Source organism: Nereida ignava (assembly GCF_047114695.1).
Taxonomy (GTDB): domain Bacteria; phylum Pseudomonadota; class Alphaproteobacteria; order Rhodobacterales; family Rhodobacteraceae; genus Nereida; species Nereida ignava.
In genome coordinates this window covers 964959-984867 of record NZ_CP112885.1, presented here as the reverse complement: position 1 = coordinate 984867, position 19909 = coordinate 964959, and the positions used below count along the sequence as shown (strand labels likewise).

The 19909-nt window shown below is 50.9% G+C and carries 26 protein-coding genes; 17 read left to right on the top strand and 9 right to left on the bottom strand.

Annotated features, from left to right (window positions below; genetic code table 11):
- The first annotated feature begins 10 nt into the window (after positions 1–10).
- Genes hisD through OLX08_RS04830 form a run of 7 tightly spaced genes read left to right on the top strand, consistent with a single transcriptional unit; the run spans position 11 to position 5717 of the window.
- Entirely contained in the window at positions 11–1318 is a 1308-nt protein-coding gene (gene hisD, locus OLX08_RS04860; RefSeq protein ID WP_391482838.1) for a histidinol dehydrogenase, read from the top strand.
- A 4-nt stretch (positions 1319–1322) separates the two neighbouring features.
- Positions 1323–2084, top strand: coding sequence for an SDR family NAD(P)-dependent oxidoreductase (locus tag OLX08_RS04855; RefSeq protein ID WP_391482836.1), 762 nt, complete (start codon positions 1323–1325; stop codon positions 2082–2084).
- Positions 2081–3061 (top strand): alcohol dehydrogenase catalytic domain-containing protein, encoded by a 981-nt coding sequence (locus tag OLX08_RS04850; RefSeq protein ID WP_391482834.1) that lies wholly within the window; start codon positions 2081–2083, stop codon positions 3059–3061. Before OLX08_RS04855 ends, OLX08_RS04850 begins: the two co-directional genes overlap by 4 nt.
- A gap of 28 nt (positions 3062–3089) precedes the next feature.
- Positions 3090–3500 (top strand): universal stress protein, encoded by a 411-nt coding sequence (locus OLX08_RS04845; RefSeq protein WP_391482833.1) that lies wholly within the window; start codon positions 3090–3092, stop codon positions 3498–3500.
- Between the two features lie 47 nt (positions 3501–3547).
- Positions 3548–4054 (top strand): sulfopyruvate decarboxylase subunit alpha, encoded by a 507-nt coding sequence (gene comD, locus OLX08_RS04840; protein WP_391482831.1) that lies wholly within the window; start codon positions 3548–3550, stop codon positions 4052–4054.
- Entirely contained in the window at positions 4051–4605 is a 555-nt protein-coding gene (gene comE / locus OLX08_RS04835; RefSeq protein ID WP_391482829.1) for a sulfopyruvate decarboxylase subunit beta, read from the top strand. The genes comD and comE overlap by 4 nt, the downstream gene beginning before the upstream one ends.
- A complete protein-coding gene (locus tag OLX08_RS04830) occupies positions 4605–5717 on the top strand; it encodes an alpha-hydroxy acid oxidase (protein ID WP_391482828.1) in 1113 nt (370 codons plus the stop codon). Before comE ends, OLX08_RS04830 begins: the two co-directional genes overlap by 1 nt.
- An 805-nt stretch (positions 5718–6522) precedes the next feature.
- On the opposite strand, the gene OLX08_RS04825 is transcribed toward OLX08_RS04830, so the two are convergent.
- The 8 genes from OLX08_RS04825 to OLX08_RS04790 form a co-directional block, all read right to left on the bottom strand.
- Positions 6523–6804, bottom strand: coding sequence for a hypothetical protein (locus OLX08_RS04825; protein WP_391482826.1), 282 nt, complete (start codon positions 6802–6804; stop codon positions 6523–6525).
- 413 nt (positions 6805–7217) lie between these two features.
- Positions 7218–8327: an alanine/ornithine racemase family PLP-dependent enzyme gene (locus OLX08_RS04820; RefSeq protein WP_391482825.1), complete on the bottom strand. Its 1110-nt coding sequence runs from the start codon at positions 8325–8327 to the stop codon at positions 7218–7220.
- A complete protein-coding gene (locus OLX08_RS04815; RefSeq protein WP_391482823.1) occupies positions 8324–9523 on the bottom strand; it encodes a DUF1611 domain-containing protein in 1200 nt (399 codons plus the stop codon). Before OLX08_RS04815 ends, OLX08_RS04820 begins: the two co-directional genes overlap by 4 nt.
- 85 nt (positions 9524–9608) lie before the next feature.
- The gene (locus tag OLX08_RS04810) at positions 9609–10355 is read right to left on the bottom strand and encodes a hypothetical protein (protein WP_391482822.1); all 747 of its coding nucleotides are present in this window, start codon (positions 10353–10355) and stop codon (positions 9609–9611) included.
- Positions 10356–10437: 82 nt separating this feature from the next.
- The gene (locus OLX08_RS04805; protein WP_391482820.1) at positions 10438–10791 is read right to left on the bottom strand and encodes a hypothetical protein; all 354 of its coding nucleotides are present in this window, start codon (positions 10789–10791) and stop codon (positions 10438–10440) included.
- Between the two features lie 780 nt (positions 10792–11571).
- A complete protein-coding gene (locus OLX08_RS04800) occupies positions 11572–11928 on the bottom strand; it encodes a hypothetical protein (RefSeq protein ID WP_391482818.1) in 357 nt (118 codons plus the stop codon).
- Positions 11929–12084: 156 nt separating this feature from the next.
- Positions 12085–12411 (bottom strand): DUF6626 family protein, encoded by a 327-nt coding sequence (locus tag OLX08_RS04795; protein ID WP_391482816.1) that lies wholly within the window; start codon positions 12409–12411, stop codon positions 12085–12087.
- 335 nt (positions 12412–12746) lie between these two features.
- Positions 12747–13214 (bottom strand): hypothetical protein, encoded by a 468-nt coding sequence (locus tag OLX08_RS04790; protein ID WP_391482815.1) that lies wholly within the window; start codon positions 13212–13214, stop codon positions 12747–12749.
- A 449-nt stretch (positions 13215–13663) separates the two neighbouring features.
- Here OLX08_RS04790 and OLX08_RS04785 point away from each other — a divergent pair, with 449 nt between their 5' ends.
- The 9 genes from OLX08_RS04785 to OLX08_RS04745 all read left to right on the top strand — a co-directional run bounded on the left by OLX08_RS04785 (position 13664) and on the right by OLX08_RS04745 (position 18119).
- Entirely contained in the window at positions 13664–14455 is a 792-nt protein-coding gene (locus OLX08_RS04785; RefSeq protein WP_391482814.1) for a hypothetical protein, read from the top strand.
- A gap of 65 nt (positions 14456–14520) precedes the next feature.
- Positions 14521–15219, top strand: a complete 699-nt coding sequence (locus tag OLX08_RS04780) for an AAA family ATPase (protein WP_391482812.1) — start codon at positions 14521–14523, stop codon at positions 15217–15219.
- Positions 15216–15449: a hypothetical protein gene (locus OLX08_RS04775; protein ID WP_391482811.1), complete on the top strand. Its 234-nt coding sequence runs from the start codon at positions 15216–15218 to the stop codon at positions 15447–15449. Before OLX08_RS04780 ends, OLX08_RS04775 begins: the two co-directional genes overlap by 4 nt.
- Before the next feature lie 10 nt (positions 15450–15459).
- Positions 15460–15744 (top strand): hypothetical protein, encoded by a 285-nt coding sequence (locus OLX08_RS04770; protein ID WP_391482809.1) that lies wholly within the window; start codon positions 15460–15462, stop codon positions 15742–15744.
- The gene (locus OLX08_RS04765; RefSeq protein WP_391482807.1) at positions 15741–16466 is read left to right on the top strand and encodes a hypothetical protein; all 726 of its coding nucleotides are present in this window, start codon (positions 15741–15743) and stop codon (positions 16464–16466) included. Before OLX08_RS04770 ends, OLX08_RS04765 begins: the two co-directional genes overlap by 4 nt.
- 57 nt (positions 16467–16523) lie before the next feature.
- Positions 16524–16910, top strand: coding sequence for a hypothetical protein (locus tag OLX08_RS04760; protein WP_391482806.1), 387 nt, complete (start codon positions 16524–16526; stop codon positions 16908–16910).
- A gap of 89 nt (positions 16911–16999) precedes the next feature.
- Positions 17000–17458: a hypothetical protein gene (locus OLX08_RS04755; RefSeq protein WP_391482805.1), complete on the top strand. Its 459-nt coding sequence runs from the start codon at positions 17000–17002 to the stop codon at positions 17456–17458.
- Complete coding sequence (locus OLX08_RS04750; RefSeq protein ID WP_391482803.1) at positions 17451–17777, top strand: DUF3768 domain-containing protein; 327 nt, start codon at positions 17451–17453, stop codon at positions 17775–17777. Before OLX08_RS04755 ends, OLX08_RS04750 begins: the two co-directional genes overlap by 8 nt.
- Before the next feature lie 54 nt (positions 17778–17831).
- Positions 17832–18119, top strand: a complete 288-nt coding sequence (locus tag OLX08_RS04745; RefSeq protein WP_391482802.1) for a hypothetical protein — start codon at positions 17832–17834, stop codon at positions 18117–18119.
- 642 nt (positions 18120–18761) lie between these two features.
- Here the strand turns inward: OLX08_RS04745 and OLX08_RS04740 are convergent.
- On the bottom strand, positions 18762–19184 hold the full coding sequence (locus tag OLX08_RS04740; protein WP_391482801.1) for a BLUF domain-containing protein: 423 nt from the start codon (positions 19182–19184) through the stop codon (positions 18762–18764).
- Between the two features lie 171 nt (positions 19185–19355).
- Here OLX08_RS04740 and OLX08_RS04735 point away from each other — a divergent pair, with 171 nt between their 5' ends.
- Positions 19356–19883 (top strand): peroxiredoxin, encoded by a 528-nt coding sequence (locus OLX08_RS04735; protein WP_391482799.1) that lies wholly within the window; start codon positions 19356–19358, stop codon positions 19881–19883.
- Positions 19884–19909 lie beyond the last annotated feature (26 nt).

The window sequence follows — 19909 nt, the reverse complement described above, 5'->3', positions numbered from 1 at the left end:
ACACATAAAAATGACACGTGAATATCTCAAGAAAGCGACGCTTACATCGGCGTCTGGCGCATCTGACGTCCACGATAGGGTTGTTTCGATTCTGGATGATATAAAAGCAGGCGGCGACGCTAAGGCCATGGAATATGCCGCTAAATTCGATCAATATGAAGGCAACGTGATGTTGACCAACGCCGAAATCGAGGCTGCCAGCGCTTTGGTGCCTGAAAAGCTGAAGGCCGATATCCAGTTTGCGCATGACAACGTCAAACGCTTTGCCGAGCTGCAGAAAAGTACCGTCGCGGATGTGGAGATGGAGATTAGCCCGGGGTATGTGGCGGGCCAAAAAGCGATCCCTGTTGATGCCGCAGGCTGCTATGTGCCTGGCGGGCGCTATAGCCACATCGCAAGCGCAATCATGACCGTTACCACAGCAAAAGTTGCGGGGTGTAAGCACATCACCGCCTGTTCACCACCGCGCCCTGGCGTAGGTGTGGCCCCCGCCATTATCTATGCCGCGCACATCTGCGGCGCAGACAAGATTTTGGCTATGGGCGGCGTGCAGGGCGTGGCCGCAATGACCTATGGCTTGTTTGGGTTACCCAAGGCAAATATTCTTGTCGGTCCGGGCAACCAATTTGTGGCTGAAGCCAAACGCATTCTGTTCGGCAGCGTCGGCATCGACATGATTGCTGGTCCCACAGACAGCTTGATCCTTGCCGATAAAGGTGCCGATCCGCACATCGTTGCAACCGACTTGGTCAGCCAAGCCGAACATGGATACAATTCTCCAGTTTGGCTGGTCACGGACGACCGTGCATTGGCTGAAGATGTCATGGCGCGTGTGCCCGCGTTGATCGAAGACTTGCCACAGCTAAACCGCGACAACGCCTTTGCTGCATGGCGCGATTATGCGGAAGTCATCGTGTGTGCCGACCGTGTTGATATGGCAAAATGCAGCGACGAATACGCACCGGAGCATTTGACCGTGATGGCCGAAGACCTCGATTGGTGGCTGCAAAACCTGAGCTGCTACGGGTCGTTGTTCTTAGGTGAAGAAACCACGGTGTCTTACGGGGACAAAGCGTCGGGCACAAACCACGTGCTGCCGACCTCTGGTGCGGCAGGTTACACGGGTGGTCTGTCGGTGCACAAGTACATGAAGATCGTCACATGGCAGCGCGCAACGCAGGAAGCCTCCAAGGATGTAGCGATTGCAACGGCCCGTATCTCACGGCTAGAGGGGATGGAAGGGCACGCGCGCGCTGCAGATGTGCGCCTCGCCAAATACTTCCCCGGCGAAAACTTTGACCTGACAGCTGAAGTTTAAGCGCGTGGCCTACACCGCCCCCCTTTTTGATTTGTCTGGCAAAGTGGCCTGCATTACCGGCGCCAGTTCCGGCCTTGGACGGCGCGCTACGATCACGCTGGCCGCGGCTGGAGCATCGGTTGTGGGGATTGCAAGACGTGCAGAGGCTTTGGACAGCCTCTGTGCTGAAATTGGCCCAAGCGCTGCGCGAGTCGTGGCCGATGTGGCGGATCGAAATTGCTTGGCGCAACTGGTTCGCGATGTGTCCGCCCCATTCGGGGCACCTGATATTCTGGTTCATGCTGCTGGCGTCAATACGCGGGAAGCGGCAGATGACGTGACGCCTGACGGATGGGATCAAACCATTGCGCTGAACCTGAATGCGCCCTTCTTTGTGTCGCAGGCTTTTATGCCTGCAATGCAAGCCAAAGGTTGGGGGCGCATTGTGAATTTTGCGTCGTTGCAAAGCACACGGGCTTTTCCCGGTGGGATTGCCTACGGTGCCAGTAAAGGTGCTATCAGCCAATTGACCCGCGCCATGGCCGAAGCGTGGTCCCCCTACGGGATCACGGCAAATGCCATAGGACCCGGGTTCTTCCCGACGGAACTGACGGCAGCGGTGTTTGACGATCCGGCACGTGCCGACCGCAATGCTGCGCAAACCTGCGTGGGTCGCAATGGCATGCTGGAAGATATGGACGGTCCGATCCTGTTCTTGTGCTCGGATGCGTCAGCCTTCGTCACAGGTCAGGTTCTTATGGTCGACGGGGGGTTCACCGCAAAATGAAAGCGCTTGTTTATCAGGGTGTTGAAACACTCAGTTTCACGGATGTATTAGATCCCATTCCGCAAGCCGGAGAGCATTTGATCAAAGTTGAGGCCGTTGGGATTTGCGGATCCGATATGCACGCTTATCTCGGCCACGATGCACGTCGTCCTGCACCGCTTATTTTGGGACACGAGGCTGCTGGGACGATCAAAGGCGGCACACATGACGGCATGCGCGTCACTATAAATCCGCTGGTGACTTGCGGCGAATGCCTTGCTTGCAAAGCAGGCCGCGAAAACTTGTGTCCAGATCGTCAGATCATTTCCATGGCCCCACGCGAAGGTGCCTTTGCGCAATATTTGGTGATGCCACTGTCTAATCTGGTGGAGGTGCCAGATCATGTGTCACTGGAAAAGGCGGCATTGGCGGAACCCTTGGCTGTTAGCTGGCATGCTGCCCGACTGGCGCTTCAGGCGCTGCATCCTGCGATGGAAAAACGCGCATTAGTGATCGGCGGTGGGGCCATTGGATTGGCGGCGTCCCTCGCACTGAAAGCGATGGGCTTGGACGACGTGACAATCGTTGAACCTGATCCCGCTAGATGCGCTTTCTTGTGTGAACAAGCGGGTCAGACTGCGGTTGCCGCAACTGATCAAAGTTTTCCCATCGCGATCGACGCGGTTGGCTTTGGAGTAACACGTGCCTCTGCATCCAGGCTTTTGCAACCTGGTGGCATTATCGCGCATGTGGGCTTGGGTGATGATGAGCCTGGCTTCGACGTGCGCCGCGCCACTTTGCAAGAGATTACATTTATCGGCACATACACATATACGGCTGCTGATTTCCGCGATGCGGCTGCAGCGCTTTTCGACGGGCGACTTGGTCCGTTGGACTGGACACAAATTCGGCCCTTAGCAGACGGCCCAAGCGCTTTTGCTGACATTCGTGCAGGCAAAGTGGCGATGCCGAAAATCATTTTGAACCCTTGGTCGTAATTACGACACTCTATCGGAGATTTACCCCGTGTATCAAAAAATCCTTGTTCCGATGGCGCTTGACCATGGTGTGTCTAAAGGCACCCTGGAGATTGCCAAAGCTCTGAACGGCGGCACTGGTGAGATTATTGCCCTGCATGTCTATGAAGCGCCGCAAGGATCTGTTCAGGCATATGTTGATAATCAAGCAAAACAAGATGGGCTTGTAAGGGCACGGGCCGAATTGCATGCAAAGACTAAACACCTAAGCGGTGTGAAAGCCGAGATGGTCGTTGGACATACCTATCGCTCCATTATTGATTATGCATCAATGCACAGCATCGATTGCATCGTCATGGGATCACATAGACCGGGGTTCAGCGACTATTTGTTGGGCTCTACTGCTGCGCGTGTTGTGCGGCATGCGCCCTGCGCTGTGCACGTTTACCGTAGTGCCTGACGTAGCCATCTCTCACAAATTCTATCCAATCAGAAAGGCTTTTTCTTATGAACATCGACAAGAAGATCGTAGATGATCTTGTCGCAAACGACGTCTCTTTTGTCACCACAGTGCCGTGTAAACAGCTCGCTGGTGTGATAGAGGAAGTTGATGCGCGCGAAGACATCTTCCACATCCCTTCAAACAAAGAAGATGAAGGCATGGGCTTATGCGCTGGTGCCTTTATGGGCGGCAAACGTCCTGCCATCATCATGCAGAACACCGCAATCGGTGTGACGATCAACACATTGGCGACGCTAACGCAATTTTACCGCATGCCACTGCCGATGATCATTTCCTATCGTGGCGAATTGCGCGAACCTGTGGCCTGTCAGGTCGAAATGGCAGTTCACACAAAAGCGTTGTTGGCTCAGTTGAATATCCCAACCTATCATTTCCACTGGAAAGATGATGTCAAAGAATTTGACAACATTCTAAAATATACCTTCATGTGCAACAAACCTGTGGCGATCTTGACCGACGCCAACTTCTGGGGAGGCTATGGCGACCAATGATCCGTTCTGAAATCCTGAAAGAAATCGCTCCAATCCTCAATCCTAACCTTGTTGTTTGCAACATCGGTCTGCCCAGTCAAGAGCTGCACATGATCGACGACAATGAGCGTAATTTTTACATGCTTGGCACGATGGGTTTGTCGTCTTCTATTGGTTTTGGTCTGGCGTTGGCTCAAGACAAGCCTGTGATCTCAATTGACGGGGACGGGTCTGTTCTGACCAACCTCGGCACGCTGCCCACGATCGCCAATAACGCGACAGGCAACTACACGCTTTTGATCATCGACAACGGGTCCTATGGATCAACTGGGGATCAACCAACCTATGCAGGCATGAAAACCAACCTTACCGATGTGGCGCGTGCCTGTGGCTGCGAGAACGTAATCGAGGTCCAGGACAAAGACCTTGGGCCTGTTTTGCAAGAGGCAGTGGACAGCGACCAGATGACCATCATCGTGTGCAAATGTGACAGCGGGAATATTAAACTGCCCGTCATTACAATGGACCCGGTTGTCATTCGCCATCGTTTTATGGAAGCCGTAAAAGCTTAATGTCTGTCGATGCCATCCATAGTGCTGAGGACGCACGGCTGATTGCGAAACGGCGCCTGCCGTGGATGGTATTTGACTACATTGACGGTTCTGCCGGACGCGAAACAGGGGCAGTGCGCAACCGTGCTGCCCTCGATTCCATAACCTTGCGGCCCCGCATTCTACGCGATGTGTCCTCCCGAAACCTCAGTGTACCACTGTTTGGTACACACGCCGAGCGCCCATTTGGCATTGCACCAATGGGTATGTGCAATCTTAGCGCACCGGGAGCTGATCTGATGCTAGCCCGGCTGGCTGCACAATACAAAGTGCCCCATGGTGTGTCGACTGTGGCCTCCACACCACTTGAGCAGATCATCGAGGTGGCTGACGGGCACGCCTGGTTCCAACTCTACTTCTCTGGCGATGGGGATGGTACATTCAAGTTAGTCGAGCGAGCCAAGGCCGCAGGCTATACTACACTAGTGCTGACCGTTGACGTACCAGAAGTCGGCCGCCGTCCACGCGAATTGAGGCACGGTTTCAAAATGCCATTCTCGATCGGGCCGCGTCAATTTATTGATTTTGCTGTTCACCCACGGTGGTCGCTAACACAGCTTGCAGCCGGCAAGCCCCAAATGGCCAACTTTGAGATGGATGGCTACGATTTTGATCGTACCGAAAGCCGCGCCAAAGCTACATGGGGTACGCTTACTAGATTGCGTGATATGTGGCCGGGAAAGCTTGTAGTTAAAGGAGTGCTAGACGTAGAAGATGCCGCAGAGCTAAAAAAAGTGGGCGTCGATGGTATCCAAGTGTCCAGCCACGGTGCCCGCCAATTGGAAAGTGCGCCAACCCCGATCGAAATGCTGCAGGAGATTCGTGCAGAGGTCGGTCCTGATTTTCCTTTATTTTTTGACAGCGGCATAAGGTCCGGCGAAGATGTCCTGCGTGCCCTGCACCAAGGGGCAGATTTTGTGTTCTTGGGCCGTATCCTTCAGTTCGCCATCGCAGCTGGAGGGGAGCGGGGACTGCACCGGCTTTGGGCTATACTCAGCGACGAGCTGAGCATCGCGATGGCCCAGACTGGTCAGACTTTGCTTTTGAGAAATCCTGTTCATTCTTTGAGTTAAGCAATCATCCCGTGAACAAGTTCTGATGAGTCATTATGTTCTCAACGAGCGAAGCGAAACGTTCGCAGCATTCCTACATTTTGCAAACGTAACACATTAGGTAGTCAAAACAGATTAGATGCGGTTCAGCCGCGCCAATCTCTGTTCGCATTAAACTCGATGCGCTTCGCATGAATGGCTGGTTAACTTGCAACGTAGCTGTTCGAGCTTTAACGCTGCGAGCGCATGCAGCATAAAGACTAAACTCACAGGTTGGGCTCAAACCTAATCTTCGTCGCGCCTGACCTGAATGTCCGCTCTAGTCAGAAAGCCAGCAATCACGTTCCTTGTGTGTCCCAAGCCATGTTCAACCAAAACTCTGCCAACACAGTGTTTGCAACACAGCACTAGCCAACACTATGTTCAACACCGTGATTCAGCGCCTAAAATAGTCAGCAACACGGCAAAAAGTGTGTTTATGGTGTGTTTTTGAAAAACACAACTTAAGCGTGTATGACGCTCTTCTAAGTCATTGATATTGCTTGATAAATGGTGCCCGGGGGCGGAATCGAACCACCGACACGAGGATTTTCAATGGAGGTGGTGTAAGTTAGGCATTTATTATCAACGGCTTACATGGCAATATTTTTGGTGTGCGTGCGAGTGTGTTTATCGCGTCATTTTGAGGGCAGGGCATAAACGCTGTGTTGAACACCTTAATCAGTTGTTAGGCTGGCAGAGTGTGCAGCAATAATTTTGCAAACTCAATCAGCTGATTAAACAGGCATTACCCAATGCGCGTAAATACACAGCTATTCTGACACTTCTAGAAATCGTCAAATTCAGGAACGTTGCCGAGCCGTATAAGGAAACTTGGTTCGCCAACTTCTCCACTTTTTGGGTCTTCAACGACCATGTAGGCGTCGGCACCCACGCAGTTGTCGGATAGCGCCTCTCGTTCGGCTCTGTTTTGTGCTTCAGACGCCGTGGAATATTCAAATTGCTTGGCAACCTTCAGGCCTGTCTGCTCATTGCGTCCAGCCTCTGTTACGACATAAGTCTGGCAGATGTAGTGAATTTTTTCTCGAGGCTGGTCTGTATCTGTCATCGATGAATCCTTGTGAATGGCTGGGACAATTGAAAGCTGCTAAGAGCAGCCGTAATCAATATCAACGTGATTAAAGTGCGGGGTTTCTCGCGAAACCCTTGCGGAAGACAAAGTGGCGGTAAGTAAACTACTGCGTTGAAGTACCATTCGTCCGACACGATCTCGACGATTTCGAGGTTTTGGTTTCTGGAGGCGTGTTTGCTTCTTTTTCAAGGCGGGCGCTGCGAAGTCGGGAATTCTTAGCGTCGCGTTGTGCCCTTTCTTTGTCGATTATTTGCCTAACTATACGTGTCGTCTTGTCTAAAGCGGTTTCCGGTTTGGCGTCGTACATTTTGAACAGGCTGCTTTTGGTAAGTTCGGTCAATTTGCAGTTTCCTTTGCAGTTTAAGGTCGGTTGGAGCAGGCCAGATCTTTCAAACTAATGCCAAGTAGTCGAAGTCACCTCGAGCGCGCTGTGGTGGCCGTTGTGTCGCACCGCCCAAGAGTTCCACTTTGATGTCAGGCGCGGCCATGGCGTGCATCAGTGCATTGTAATTCATCTGGAATCTCAGCTCGCCCCCCACAGTTGGTGGAGATTGGCGTGTTCCGATGACCAGGTGATCGCTAGTCGCACCGATTAATGTGCTGCCATCTGGCATTAAAAGCCCAGAAATATCAGTATCTTGATGTCCTATCGCGAGAATTACGCGTGCAGTGGCAGCACCAGCTAGGTCGATGCGTGTTTGATCGAAAAAGGTGATCGGGCAGGGTGAAGGTTTTGCATCGGTTTCAATCACCTCAACAACAAGTGTGAACGCGTCTGTGTGCATCCCGTCGATGTGTTTACCAGAGAGAGGTTCCACCCCCAGAAGGATCGCCTCGCCCAATCTTAGATCATTGATCCGACCAGTATAATGACCACCAAACGCCCACGGTAAGTTGGCAGAATTGCCGCCGGATACGAACTTAAGAAATGGACCGCATAAACGCTCAACTTCATTAGCCAACCCGCTAAGGGTCTTCATTTGTAACTCCGTTGGAGCCCCCCCATTTAGGCATGCAAAATTTGCTCCAATTCCCCGCAAAGCAACACCCGGAATATTCATGACCTGCCGCGCTACATCTGTCAGGTTTTCGGGCAAGATCCCATCCCGCTGGTCGCCCATCTCGACCATTAAGATGATACCGTGAACAAAACCCTGTCGGATCGCAGCTGCAGCCAACGCTGAAATGACCGAAACGTCGGTGTTGTAGCTCGAGTCACAATAATGAACCACTTGCTCTGTTTGGCTTAACATCGGCGTGCGGATCAGGGTGATGGGGCATGTCACGCCTGCCGTACGTAACCTTTGCACATTTCGCAAACGGGCTTCTGCAAGCCCCACAGCCCCGCCACTAAGCATTGTGCGGGCAATTGCCGGATTCCCGCAGACAGCCTTAGTCACACCTGTGACGCCAATGCCACGTGTGCCTAAACGTCTGACAAGGGCTTGTGTGTTGCGCCCTATCTTGCCCAAATCCACCTCAATGCGCGGGCAGCTCATATTGCCGTCACTACAGGCCTTTGTATCAATCCTGGATATGCGTTGACGACCATGGCAAGCAGATGTGCAGCCGGTCTCGCTAATGCATCTGTGACGGGTAGCGCGAGTTTTTCGGATTGCGCCGCAATAGTGGCTGTAAGTTCTTCGTCAGACATTCCATCGTGGTTGAGCGTGACACCTATAACTTTTGTACTAGCAAATGCTTCGATCAAGGCGATCTCGCTGGCGACAGAAGGCATCGGCATATTGGGAAAGTCACAGCGGTGAGCACGTTTTGGTGCGTGCTGAAGGATGACAGCATCTGGCTGGCTTCCCCGAAGGATAAAAGCAGAAGTGCAAAAAGCGGGGTGGCTCAAAGCACCTTGACCTTCGATTAAAACTACATCGGGCTGTTCCGCTTCAGAAGCCGCAACAATAGCGCCTTCAAGCTCGCCACAGCAAAACTGAGGAGGCACGGCATCCATCGCAACGCCGTATTTCGCACCCTGCATCAGGCCGGTCTGGCCCGTACCAACAAGCACTGTTTTAATGCCCTTCGCATTCAATGCTTGCGCCAAAATGGTCGCCGTTGTGCGTTTACCAATCGCGCAATCGGTGCCAAGAACGGCAATGCGCAGCGCGTTGACATTAGCGACACTGCCATTGAACAAGCGCAGGTCTTTACTAGGTTTTGGCTTTCGGATGTCGCGGATCGTAACCTTCTGTTCAAACGCAGCATTGGATATCTCAACGTCATCACTCAGGAATTCATGCAGCCCGCTTACGATGTTCATGCCTAATTGAATAGCTTGGAGAATAACGCCTCGGTCCACAGCTGAGAGACGTCCGGTAGAAGGGGCCATACCATAGATCAGCGTGTTGGGAATGACGGCTTCGTGAGCGACCGCAGCGTCAAGATGACTAAAGATAGGTATGCTGTTGCTGACATTATCAAGAACGATCCCGCTGTCTTGGCCGCTACAGTTGCTGTCGATAACAGAAAGGATGTGATAGGCTTGCGAATTGCGCACAAGGCCATTCGCCGTCTTGCCATCGATTTGCGCGAAATTCCCCTCGCAATAGATGACTGCCGTCGGTGAGGCCGTGATCCGCCTGCCTGACGTCAAGCCTACGGATTTATTCTGTTTGATTGGGGGAGCTTTCGGTCCCCTGGCAGTATGGTGAATGGCTTTGAAAGTTTCAGATTTGCTGTCCATTTTGGATCTCTTTCACAGGTTGACACGAAGGGCAGAATTTACCTCATATGTGTCTTTTGAATGGGAATAGAGCCGTGGCGTGGGCCTAGTTGTTAAGAACGCACAGCCCTTTTGATTTTTGGAAATTCTTGTTGCACTGCCAACGGTTGCCCGACCTGTCCAGATGCGCGTTTTGGGGAACGTCGATCAATTTGCATGCCTCTCGTGAGGCCTGGTATCCACGTTCACACTTCCACCCTGTGCCGTAGGTTGCGTCGTCAAAATATGCATTTATGGGGATCGCGACAGCTACACACAGTCCAGCCTGTTCAAAGAAGCCACGCTCACATGTCCACGGCTGACCGTATCCTGATCCAGTCAGATAGGCGTTGGTTGGAACCGCAATGGCAGTGCACAAGTCGCCAGTTTTTTCGAACCCACGTTCGCATGTCCATCGAGAGCCATATGAGGCATCTACCAAGTATGCATTTTCTGGCAACACTATCTCCTGACATGTGTCATCGACTTTGATGTAGCCACGCGAACACTGCCACCGTTCGCCTGACGGATCCAAAAACCCACCCTCAGGCACCTCTACTGCAACGCATGCAGTTTCATCGGTCCTGCGAAACCCATGCAGACATTCCCATCCAGATCCGTAGGACCGGTTCGTGTCATATGCGTTTTGCGGCACAATCACAGTGGCACAGGTATTTTTGTTCAGCCTGTATCCAGGGTCACATTCCCAACCTTCACCATAACTTTTGACACTGGCGTTATCAGGCATTGGCTGACTAGCGGTTTGGGCAGTTACAGGTAGTGTAAACAGCAGGATCGCAATAATCGAACTCATGAACAGAGTCATGAATGTTGGTGTGTCCGTTAGGCTAAGGGCAATGCTAGGTTGCGGAAGTCGCGGCTTCATTAACTGTGATTTATGATCCATTTAACTCAAGCCTCGCAAGACACGCGTCTGCTAGATCTCGGCTTGGAGTATCAGTACCTGGCAATGTAGCCCAGCCTGTTTCCATCATCACATTGCGTCGCTGAAATGTTAAAGCGTCTTGAAGTGTTGCTAGTTTTGCAGCGCGTTCTTGATCAGTTTGTGCGAGATCCAAACATACGGGCACCAACGCCAATGTGACTTCGTCAGCGGCAAAGCGCTGAGCCATTTCATCCGCACTGCCTGCAGTTGTCCAACCGCCCCAAGTGAAGCCAAGAATAGAGACAGCAATTGCGCCGACCAAGGCACCGGAAACAGCAGGTTTTGTCGATTCGGGAAATTTCATTTTTGGTCCTTTGACGGAGAAAGCGCCGCCGCACTATTTTTGACTACGTACGTGTTTGCATTGGCCTTATTCTGCACAAGAGCCGGCTCGTGGTCTCGGTGATCCACTACGCGCAGCTGTGACTTTCCAGCGTACAAATTGATCAGTATAAATTCCTTTGTCTGTGGACGCTTAGCAACGCTATGACTCTGCATACCTTCCGCGCCTGCCAACACGTTCTATTTTCGCTCACGGTCAGTTCATCTGTGTTAACTGTGAACACAAATGCATGAAAAAAGGACGCAAGTGATGTGGTCGTGCTCAATAACATTGGCAACCTCCCCAAACATCAGACCCCTTTTACAAGACATGACAGCTGAATTTTTCATAATTAATGACTGTGGTGTGCTCTGACAGGCTAATAGAATTTTACCGCAGAGCACCACAAATTCCGTGATTGTTATGTAGGGTCTACACATTGGATTTACAAGGTAAGCGCATCTGAGCGGGGTCGTAAGGCTCACAATTTCTCTTGCGGTCAGAAGAGTGAATGAATGGCTCAGTGCTTAACGGCACATCACGAGCGACCGCATTGCGAGATATTATAGCTGAAACCGTTTTGACTATGCCTCTCACGTCTTCTCACAACCAAAACCTACAAGCCCTACAAATTCCAACACCCGCATATATCCCACTTAAAAGCGCACGTACCGCGTCAACCCGCGTTAACTACCACACATAGCGATCCCACCAAACTCACCGCCTTACAGCTGCTTACAGAGCGCACTGGGTGCCACTGCACTACAAGCCACCCACAGTTCCCTGCGTCCCTTGCGACTTAAGCCTGTCATAATCTGCTTGTGACGTTGCCGTACTGGTAGCCTGGGGCATACCTGACGTGGATTGCTGTGGGGCTTGAGCAGGGGGCTTAGACGCACCTAGCTTTGGCACAGCTGCAATAGCTTTACCCATACGGGACTTTGGCTGCTTTTTGGCTTTGACGTCGCCACCCTTAAGCCGTGTGTCCAGCTTGTTGGCCAAGAAACTTGCGGTATTGGCAAAGGTCTTAATGTCATCAACGGCTTGCTCAAGACTTCCTGTGCCAGAGCCTTTCTCTATGACATCGATTAGTCTGCGGAGTTCGTCACGATCATCCATGCGCAACACCCAACTGTACAAAATGGGGTGATGCAAAATCACCACCCAGCTTCTGTAAGTACTTCCCGCTAAAAAACCGCAGCGCAGATTTTTGCGGCTGCAGAACCCATTTCGAAGAATGCTGTAATGTCACATGCAAGAGTTTATATATGTATGTCATACGCCCATCCTTGCAGGCTCACGCCATACCGCCTCTGCTTGGCGCGCTATGGCCTGATCGCAGAGGGCTTTAAGGCGATCAAAGCGCTTTACCCATTGTTGGTGGGACTGGGCGTCACTGGCGCGTAAACTGTCTGCATAATGCCCCAGCTTGTTGGAGCAGACAGTCAGTGTTTCCACACTTGGCTCAATGCGGTTGTAGCGCAATACGCGGATGTAGCCCTCACTGCGCCCCAGCCAGGCTTGGCAAAACTCAGGGGTATTAGCAGCAGCCCCTGAGCTGATTAGCTCATCTCTAATATGTTCAAGAAGTTTGATACTCATGACATCTCCTCGTTAACTGATGTTCATTGTTATTTAGTTTAAATGAGCCGGCCCACGGCCATACTTATTGATGAAGTGCTCAGGATTTACCCGTTCAAAACAAGTGAAACACAGCTCTCCTTTTTGTGTTTTGAGGGAAATTTGCTTTCAAACACCGCAAACTAGTTTGCTGGTTTAAACCAGTGAAGTTTTTGGGGAGGTTAGATTAAGCACTGGCTACAAGCCGTTGTAACTAAGCGCGAAACTTCCAAAAACAGGAGGTAAGGTTAATATCCTTTAGGTTGTGTCGGTGGTCGATATGCTAGCGTTAGAGGTTATCAACCTTACAAACCATGTTAGCCGCTTGTGCGAACAGGGAACTGACCTTTGCCAACGCCGTCGATCAGGTGCTGAGCGCAGCGTAAATCATGTTGAATGGCTTTACGCTTGGCGCGGCGCAGTTCAACGTCGATGTCTTTGGTCGAGTAGCCGAGACGCTCCATATAGCTTTTGGAAATGCCGCTTGCTTGCTGTGCTGCGTGCAGACCTACGCGGTCAGCGATTTGCTCATCGGGCAATGTTGGATTGGATTTGCGTAATTTGAACACAGCTAGGTGACGGTGCAGGTTCATTAGAACGGGACGTCTGGCGACAGGATAGCGTGCAGCTGAGCGGTAGAGTGCTGTATTTTTGGGAAAGAGTAACTGGCTGTGTAGATCTTTGAGGCTACGCTCGACGGCCTCAGACCCTAACGACAGATCTATTTGCACGTCTACGATGTCAGCGTTAGCATCGAATACTTGGGCATCTTTTGTGAAGGTCACTGCCTGTGGCTCCGCAAAGAGTGTGTAGTGGGTAGACCACCAGGCTCTGAAGCTGTGTGCGAAAATGTCCCCAAAATCAACATAGAGCTGCGAGCAGGGGCCATCACCATTATGAGCGCAGGTGGATCGATAATCATCGTTGTAGCGCAGGTATAGCCACCAATAATAATAGACTGAACACTTCCAGCCAGGAGCGTCTTTATAGGGTGGATTTGGGCTTTTACTCTGTTGCGGTTTTGGGGTGAAGGAAGGCTGAGCGTGTTTGTAAGTCGGCGCTATGCGTGACCGGCGACAATGGGCTTGATTAGGTGACTCAACGAGTTCCAACACGTTCGTTAGGTAAGCCAAAGTGCTTGGCTGTCCAGCAAAGTGGGTGTGCGCTGTTGATTCTCAGCAGTGTGAAACGGTCGTTAGAGCCGTTTGTTATCAACCAACTGAGAGGACAGATTATGTCTGCTACAACTTACAAAACCCAACTTGAGAACACCCTCGATCAAATCTCCAAAGCACGCGCTGTTTGGGAAGAAGGTACGCTCAAATCTGCGAATGATGAGCTCTATGCTATTTTGGAGCGTTGCTTTGCAGTGTTCACTGAAATGAAGGACGATACCGCCAAGCGCCGGGCTTTAAACTCTTTGCTGACCGATCGCTCTATGAAGCCTCGGACCAGTACGAGCCTTGGCTTAAAGGTTATCCGGTATGTCTTTGGCAAAGAAGGCAATCGAGAAATCGCTTATGGTCGACTATTGACGATTGCTTATGATCTTAAAGCTCCTGAGCAGACACTGACGAGTTACATCGAGCAGTGCGGCGGTGTTGAAGAAGTGCGCCGGGTGTCGAAGATCAAAGACGGCAAGAAGATGACGGCGGATGACTATAAACAGATCGCTGTTACGGGTCTGAACATGGCGCGCATTCCTGTGGCGTCTTTTGCGCTGCCAGAATTTATCCAGCCCAATAGTGAGTATGATGAGGATTATGTTGTGGGGCTGATCCGCTGCAATTCTAACGGCACTGGTGATCTATTGTTCGGCAACAACGAAGCCAAAGTGATCGACACCGTGTTGGTGGCATCGGGCAAGTACCTCGATCAGAAAGCCCAAGATGACCAAAAAGGGCTTGAGGCTGTGGATGTGGCCAAGCGCCGTGCTGAGGATGTTAAAACTTTTGCCCCTAAGTTGTTTGCGGCTATGGGTGCCCAAGTGCGCATTACCGATAGCCAGCAAGTACCGGCTGAGTAATCCGATTGACGCTGCGGGGCGCATGTTCCCGCAGCTCATGCCTTATTCAATTTAGGAGAGTTTATATGACTTTTGAGGAACGTCATCGGCCGAAGGCTGTGCAGGATCTTGTGTTTGCAGATCCCACAGTTGCCGCCACAATCATGCGCTATGCAACAGCGCGTCCTTCAAAACCATTGCTGCTTTATGGAGAACCGGGAACGGGTAAATCAGAAGCTCTGCGACTGGTCGTTGAAGCGCAGTTCGCACAAGCTGGTATCGCGAGCGATGATTTTACAGTTAACGGTGCAGATGCGGGCAAGGGGCTCTTTGATAGGATCCTGAACATGGCGCAGATGCAGATGTGGGCGCCCGGAACACCTGCATTAATCATCATTGATGAGATCGATGAAGTTGAGGATGCGCTGCCGAGCAAGACCCGTACGTTCATTGAACAGCATAAAAGCGTACAGCTCTTGGCCAGCACCAATTACATCAAGAAGCTTAAGCCTGCTCTGCAAAGCCGGATGCGCTGTGTTGAGGTTCAAAGGCCGCTAAACACAGACTGGGTGCCACGTGCTCAAGCGATCCTTGCTGCAGAAGGTGCGCGGGTGACCCAAAGTGGTGTTGCGCAGCTGTTGCAAAACTTCAGTGGGGATGCGCGTGACTTCATCGACTACATGGAAGAGCAGGTGCAGGCGGCAAAGCAATTTGCATCTACAGCCTCCGTTCAGCCTCCCACTGTTGCGAGCGTCCTGAACCAAGCTTCTGGAGGCACACCATGAGCGAGCGAGACAAAAACCTCAAAACTGAACTGAAGCTCTTTGAACTTTACGGACTGCGCAAAGTTGTTGCCGCCGCAAAGACGTCAAAAACGCCGAAGGTAGAGTTTGTACCGCTCGCAGAAACAGTCCTCACGGCCACCCAAGCCCGTGCGTTCGCTGCACGGTGGGCCACCCTCACCGGAGATGAGCAAACACAAATCTGCACCATGCTGGAGCAACATTATGGATAGGCAGACACTCATGCTGGAATTGAAGGGGCTATCACAGGTGGTGAACGCTGATGTGCGTGATCTTGTCTACAAACGCCAAGCTGTGAGCACTTTGGCGGATGAATACGAGGCAGTGAACCCGTTTCATAACATGTTGGATCACCTTGAAAGTGATCTTACTCATGCGATCGACCACTCTATCTTTGAGAACCTCTCGCGGGAAGCCAGTACCGTTTTTGCTGACCAATGGAACCAGATGTCTGTTTATCAGCAGTTCCAGTACCTCGAAGACTACGTGCGAGGTGTTTCCAAATGAACAACCACACCACTGGAGTGACAGAACTCAATGCCGTCCTGGATCAAATCGTTCGTGATTGGATTAGCATTGTTAATTTGGATGTTGAGTTTTGCTTTGCCTATGATGACGATGATCCTAATCCATGTACATCAGCCATCAGCGGGTATCAGGCCGACGCTTATAATTTTGCTGATTTTGGCAGCTGTGTTGTTGGTGATGAAGGTCCGATTGCTGTCACAAGTTGGCCTAATTTGGGCGGTAAGACAGCAATCATCTCAACATCTATTCGTGTAAACTTCCCAGAGCCTTTGATGCGAATATTTAAGCGTCACGTGTCTCAGGAACTTTTTGAACACCCATTTGAGTATGTTGCGTTTGACTGCAAAATTGATCTGCCTGATGTCGAACGTTATTCCATTATGATGTACCTGAGTGGGGCGGTTCGTAATATCCGATTAGATGCGTATTCTGAGACTGTATTGCGCAAGAATGCATCTGCACTGATGGTTGCATTAGAGCCTTACGCCCTCTGGTTTGAATTTGCTGCACATCTGGCCGATGACCTTGAAAATGCAAATAAGCGTGCCTTGCTGATCAAGCATCTCCGCGTTATCTGCGCTTACTTGGATTGTAGCGGTGACCTGAGTTTTGCAAAACTGACCACGCTATGCGGTGTTGCTGGAAGCCTGCAGCCTGCGGCTTCTTTGATCAAAAAGAAGATGCCTGAACTTGTGGTCTGACTGAGAATAGTCAGGCTTAGTACATACAGGGGCGGTGCGCTCCAGAAAGTAAACATCGTGATTGATGATGACGTGGCTGATTTGCTCGAAGCATCAGGCCTTGCGGTTTTATGGCGGTCTCAGGCACCTTTTTATGCAGCGGAGCTTCAAGTGCTGCGTGCGGTTAACTGTTGCTTGCGTGAAGAGACGGCGTGCTTTGGTGACATGGAAGATCGCGTAGAGCATATGCTCGCGGATACTGTGAGCCTGGCGACATCTGAGATGAGTGATGGTGAGCGTAGCGCGTTCTTTCCGATCTGGGATCAACTTGAAGAGCGAGTGCAGCTCTATGTGCTGAACGGCTACAACGAGCTGCCGCCAATGAAGTGCGGGCCTGAGGATTGTACGATGCGCAAGCGGCGCAAAGTGACGATCACTCATTCAGGTGGATCTGATCTTAATTAAATAAAATCAGTTACTTGACTGTCTTTCCGGTCGTCCACTGCGTTGTTTGAACATACGCTTTAGCTGTAACCAAACAGGTAGGAGCGGATATGACACATCTGGCAAAGCTTACATTCAAGACAGTAGATCGCAGCACCAAACGCGATCCCATCATAGCACGACGTGACAAACTGGTTGCCGGGCTCAAAGAACAAAAGCTGGTGCACGCGGCAGCACTCAAGAAAGAAGATCACCGTGTTGAGCGGCACAAGTGGATGACCAATGACACAGGAGAGCGCGTTATGGTCAAAACCCACCGCCGAGTGCGCCCATGGTTTTTTGAGCAAGACGGTGGCTGGTATGTGCAGTGCAGATACGGGGCGCGTGTGATTGCAGCCGATGGCACCAACAACGCGGTACTGGTCAAAACACTAGAAGATGTCGCTGGTGTTCTGGATGCTTTCCTAAATGCAGCGGCGGCAGGAGAGCTGGACACAGCCATCACCAAAGTGGCCGAACGCCAACCGCGCCTAAAGCCAGGGGCTGCCAAAGCTGCAGCAAATGCATGATGCAACCACAGTTAAAATAGCAGCACTTAATGATCACGCACGGCGCTCATTCACAGACTGTCGTGTTGTGATCACTCAGGGAGTTCAGGCGTTAGACAATCTACCTCATCTCTTAGATCAAGTGCGCAAGTATAACACCTTCACGCCTGACAACGATCCCTACGGCGAGCACGACTTCGGATCGCTCAGATACTTAGGCGAGACTGTGTTTTGGAAGTTCGATTACTTGGATGTCGATCTTACCATGCATTCGCCAGACCCAAGCGATCCAACTGTCACCGCGCGTGTACTCACGATCATGCTGGCAGAAGAATATTGATCAATTTGTTAACTATCGTGATGACACTTTGTGCATTCTGGCTAATCTATTGCAATGTCCGATTCCTCCTCACACCAATTGCTCTGGCAGGCAGTATTGTTCCAAGTTCTTCGGGACATTCGTGACGCAAACCGCAGTCATGAAGGACATAAAGACTTTGCCACTGCAGCAAGGTGGGTTGGGAGCTATCCAACCCGTGAGTTTAGCGAAGTGTGTATGCTGGCAGGACTTGAACCTGACTTTGTACACCCAAGATTTGTAAAGATCATCAAAGAGGCTGAGGCCAAAAGCGCTGCGCGTAAAGCTCCAAAGAAAGCACCTGTGGCAGTGGCTGCAGAATAGTCAGTTTTGGACGGTTTTTTGCTGCCGTTGATAAATACACGTGAAGACTAAAATGGTTGTGCTGTCTTTAAGATCGGCGACAGGCTCTATGCATCGTAAGATGCCCCAAGAAGATCCGAACACAGGTCACGCTGTGGCGGAGGATGTTAGGGATGCCGCGCAGTAGCCGAGCTGCATGTTCAACTGTCGCTGTGTCATCCAGCGTCTGCAGAGAGAGATGGCAGGAGTGGGAGTACAAGGCTCGCAAGAGAACCCCACGCCCGTGTCCATGGTTTGTCATGGCTTTGGATGCATTGGGTGCGTTGCTGAAAAGGTGGCGCGTAAAGCTGATCGAGAAACCCCAGCTTCCTGTAACAAGGTTGCGCTCATGACAGGCGAAAGCAACTCGGATGAGGTCTTCGTCATACCAAGGCAGCGGATAGCCTTGGTATGATTACACAATCTGGATGAGATCCCGTTCATATATGATCATAGTGCTTAAGCGATTTGATCTCCTTAAACGCAAATCAAAAGACTGAAGGTGTTTGTGAATGAGCGAGAGCGATTGAACAAACACCGAAAGTCAGCTCGGCGAAGCTGAGCTTGAACAGATAGACACATAATACACGATAGGGTTGGCAGAGCTCTGGGTGAGATAGCTTACTAGCCAAATGCCTTTAACGGTGAGCGGGCTATTTTTTGTTTCGATTTGCGCTGCATGTAACTAATTAAAGCGGCAACAAAATCTTCGCCTGTGCCCAATTTAGAAATAATATCGGCACCTTCATCTTCAGAAGCAATATGGTAATCCATGCACCAAGTGTCGAATGCACGATTTTGAGAAGACTTGTCTGAGAGTATCTCCACGCTTTGGTGCCGTGTATCATTGCGTATCATCAAGATCAGGTCATCAACTACTTCGGGCTGACCTTCGATCACTTGGAAGTAATTGTAAGGTGTTCGCAGTAAAAAGCCAGTTATACCCATAGCCTCATTATGCTTCCAGGCGGCTTCCATTATGTCACTGTCATCAGTGCTATGCATCTCTGTCTTCGGAGTGCTTTGGTACATGACAGTTCGGATCATTCACTCACCTTTTGGGCATTTGCTAATAACGAAGTACTAGCGACTAAGGTACGTGTATCAGATAATCACTAAGTATTCAAATATTGATATGTTAATGGATTTGGTGGGATTGTTTGGTTTAATATTGAAGGTAATATATGACGCCAAGCAACCGAATTAGGGTAATACCAGATGTTTCAACAAAAAGTGCCAGATGCTGCGTTTCATACGCGTGTGCGTATTCCTGACCAAGGTGTTAAAATCCCGTTCGAATGGCAAAAGCTGACAGCTGATGATCTATTTAAAAAGAAACGTGTGGTGTTCTTTGCGTTGCCCGGTGCGTTTACGCCAGCATGTTCGGAAAGCCACCTGCCGGGTTACGAACACCTCTATGATGCATTTATTGCGCAAGGGATTGATGACGTTATCTGTTCCGCTGTGAATGATGCATTTGTGATGTTCCAATGGGCCAAGGCACAAAACATACAGCGTGTGTCGATGTTGCCTGATGGGAACGGTGAATTTGCGCGGAAAATGGGTATGCTGGTGGATCGATCAGCGCAAGGCATGGGGATGCGCAGCTGGCGTTACTCGATGTTGGTGGAAAATAGGGAAATCATAAAGTTTTTTGCCGAGCCTGGCTTGTGCGATAATCCAGCAGGGGTGCCAATGACCGTTTCGTCGGCTGAAACCATGTTAGACTATTTAAGGCAAAGATAATTAGTGGACTGTTGATGGCACAGGCC